Source organism: Desulfosarcina sp., assembly GCF_041551955.1.
In the GTDB taxonomy this organism is placed as follows: domain Bacteria; phylum Desulfobacterota; class Desulfobacteria; order Desulfobacterales; family Desulfosarcinaceae; genus Desulfosarcina.
This window is the reverse complement of record NZ_JBFELV010000517.1, coordinates 1-3,288: the sequence shown is the minus strand read 5'-3', so window position 1 is coordinate 3,288 and position 3,288 is coordinate 1. Positions and strand designations below refer to the sequence as shown.

Sequence of the window (3,288 nt, the reverse complement as noted above, 5' to 3'; positions counted from 1 at the left end):
GCAGTCGCCACCACCAGGACCACCAGCCCTTGGAGCACCAGCAGCCAGCGATGGATCTGACCCACGGCGCTGGCAATTTCATGGGTCGGCGCCACCACGGCCACACTCCAGAATTGCCGGGGGGTCTGGGCGATGTGGATGGGACAGAAGGCGATGTGTTTGGACATCCGACCGGTAAAACCGCGGTGCCAGGACGAGTGGTAGGTACCGGTGCCTTCCCGCCCCTGGAGCATCTCCTCTTTCTGGATGCGATCGATCTGAACAAAATCCTCGTCCGGATAGGCTTCCTTGCGCACATCGAAGGCGCTGCGGCCGATAAAGTCGGTGAAGGGGTGGTATATGAAACGTCCCTGATCGTCAATGATCCACGCATACCCGCTGGCACCGGAGCGAACGTCCTTGAGCAGGGGCGAAAGAAGCCAGGCAAGGTTGATCCGCAACAAGATGAATTGCCCGGTTCCCGATCCCAGTCGGGTGATCATATATAGATAGACACCGGAACCGCCTGATTGAGGACGGGTCACGCCAATTTCCCCCTGACCCGGCAGCGACTCAACGGCCTCGACCGGTGGTTGCACCGCGGATGCCTGGAACGGTTCTCCGCGGGAAAACACCCACGCGGTATCCGTCGCCCGGTTCCAGATCAGAATCTCGATGATCCCGGCAGTGGCCAGGCGATCCATCTCAGGCTGCAGGCGACCCTGCCAGGCAGCCGGGCCCGAGGCCGGTGCCGGATCCCTGCCGGCGATCTGCAGCAGTTCCTTTTCCAGGGTGTTGAATGAGTTTTCCACCAGCTTCTTGATGATGCGGGCAATGGTCAATTGTTCCTGATTGAATTGATCGCTGACCAGCCTTTCCATCTGCCGGGTGAACCGGAGGTGAATGGCGGTGGCCGCCACCATGATCAGCGCGGCAGCGGCCAAAATAATCCTCCCGATCCGTTTCTGGCGGGATTTACGTGAGGTGTCTTCCATCATGGCTTTGGCATGAGCAAGTCATATGCCAGTTCTGGCGCGGGCAGGACAGCCGGCAAAGCCTTTACCGGCGGGCGGTTTCGGCAGGTTCGGGTTCAGACTGGACTCTTTTAGTCCGTCACTGCATGTCAGTTTTTTTTACCGGATGTAAAATACAGTGATGAGCACGAAGGCCACACAGGCGATCCACACGGTGTTGCTGAACGCCCCCTTCTTGACCGGATGGAAATGGGCTTCGGATCGACGGTGACCGTGCGGACAGACATACGCCACAACGGTCTGACCCGACCGCTTGGAATGGCGCCGCGTGCGTTTGACCGGTGCGCCGCAGGTCGCATCACCGCCTTTTCCGTCAGCCTTGCAGGTCATGCGGGCACCGACCAGGGCACTGGTCAGATTGAACACCCAGTTCCAGCATAGGGCGAAAACCAGGACCGAGAGCAGCACCATGATCACGTGACGCTGAGTGACCCCCAGTCCCGACAGGGCGGCTCCCATATTGGCTGGCGTTAACGGCCCGTCCACCGTTCCGAAGAGACCCAGGTAATAAAGGACGAAGCTGGCGCCCATCACCACCATGGTCAAGCCGAAGTTGTGAAGACGGCTGCCCACAAAACCGCTGCGGGGTTGACCGTTGCCTGTAATCATCGCCGGGTTCATATGCTTTTCGTTCATCGTTGGACCTCTCTGCGCCTTCTTTTTTAGTTTGGGGGACATTCATCCCCGGACCCCTGACGGGGCCCGGGTTTAAGGTTTACCGGATCAACTGCCGGCCAGTTTTTTCATGATATCGGGAATGATCTTGTAGAAGGCATAGGCCGTCAGGCACAGGCAGTAGGCCGGCACCACGATCTTCCACAACTTTTCCGGGAACACGCGGGTCATATAGGGCGCCGCCACGGCCGAGAATACGGTGGCCAGCATGAAGCTGGGCAGCAGGATGTAGTCGATGGTCACGCCGCTGCCCAGCAGGGCCAGCCAGGTCACCACCGACAGGGTGCTCACCGTGCCTTCGCTGATGGCCGTCACCGCCATCATGCTTTTGACCGGCACGCCGGCCATCAGCCCACCGATGGTCACCACCGGCCCGTAACCGCCGCCGCCCACGCCCTTGTTGAATCCTGCCAGAGCCGCCCAAAAGACCATTTTCCCGGGCTTGTAGGGCCGCTCCTGCTTGGCCTGGATCAATGAGGTGATGCCCATCATGAGCAGCAGGGCCGCCACGTACAGCTTAATCCAGACGGTCGGAATCGTGAAGATCTTGTAAACACCCACCACCGCCACGACGTTGAAGAGTACGCCGGTGCCGGCGATGATCAAGGCTAACTTTACCGTTTCGCTCATGGGCGAGAATTTCCATTCCACATTTTGAAACTCCCGATGAAGATAGGCGCCCACCAGGCCGGCGGCGCCCTGCTGGATCATGACCACAGGCACGATCTGCTTGGGATCGAAGCCGATCATGAGCAGCAGCGGGGTCAACGCCGTGCCGAAGCCCATGCCGGCCGATGCATCCATGAATTCGAAGAAAGCCGCGATCAACACCACGCTCCAGATGATCGACCACTGGTTGCCCAGCAGCCCGTGTTCGACCACATACTTGGACGGCATGCGCACTGTGGCTTCAAACGGATTGCCGGCCAGCCAGATGCCCACCAGAAAAAGAAGGGAAAAAACGGCCACGCCGGCGAACATCGCCTTGAAATGGCCCGCTTCCGGGATCATCCGCTCCAAAATGCTTTGCTTGGTCGCCTCGAGGTCCTTGGCGACCTCCCAACCGGTCACCTTCTCTTTTTTAATATTTTCCATATTGCCCTCCTGTGATTTTAATGTCGGGTGAATCGTAGACTTGTCCATTGCGCTTGCAAATGCCAGGTTCGCTTCTTCTCCTTTTCTAAATTGTGAATAGGCAATTACGGACTGAACCAAGCTGTTGACCCTACTCATTTCAATCGCCATGCCAAAGATTTCAGGACGAAAAAAAATTTTATCTATTTGTTATTTTTATATATATATCATTTCCAGAAATGCTTTTTCAGGTTGCCGCCGCCAATGGATACTGCCAGTGGACATATTGTTTCTAAGATGTCTTTCCGGTGTAGACATGAGATATAGCGCCTTCTGAAGATTGCTCGCAGGTCACCACAGGCTTACGGAAAACGCGCATTGGGAGGTTATCCGCGAACACGCATCGTCGAGGTGGAAGGAATAGATAAAAAATGAACCCGTTCTTCCGGGACCGAAACCGGACGGACGGGTTCTTCGGGGAGATGACGGAATCAGGTGAGCACCTGCATTAGCTTGGAAACATTCG

At 57.0% G+C, this 3,288-nt stretch carries 2 protein-coding genes and 1 pseudogene; all 3 read right to left on the bottom strand.

What is annotated here, in order from left to right; all coding sequences use genetic code 11:
* Nucleotides 1–977: pseudogene (locus tag ABYV26_RS23420) on the bottom strand (hypothetical protein); the annotation flags it as partial.
* 135 nt (nucleotides 978–1,112) lie between these two features.
* Nucleotides 1,113–1,649: a hypothetical protein gene (locus ABYV26_RS23415; protein WP_372683770.1), complete on the bottom strand. Its 537-nt coding sequence runs from the start codon at nucleotides 1,647–1,649 to the stop codon at nucleotides 1,113–1,115.
* 87 nt (nucleotides 1,650–1,736) lie between these two features.
* Nucleotides 1,737–2,783: a sulfite exporter TauE/SafE family protein gene (locus tag ABYV26_RS23410; protein ID WP_372683769.1), complete on the bottom strand. Its 1,047-nt coding sequence runs from the start codon at nucleotides 2,781–2,783 to the stop codon at nucleotides 1,737–1,739.
* Nucleotides 2,784–3,288: the final 505 nt, after the last annotated feature.

Excerpts from the sequence above, each read along its gene's own strand:
- ABYV26_RS23415 (WP_372683770.1), bottom strand. The coding sequence starts at position 1,649 with ATGAACGAAAAGCATATGAACCCGGCGATGATTACAGGCAACGGTCAA.
- ABYV26_RS23410 (WP_372683769.1), bottom strand. The coding sequence starts at position 2,783 with ATGGAAAATATTAAAAAAGAGAAGGTGACCGGTTGGGAGGTCGCCAAG.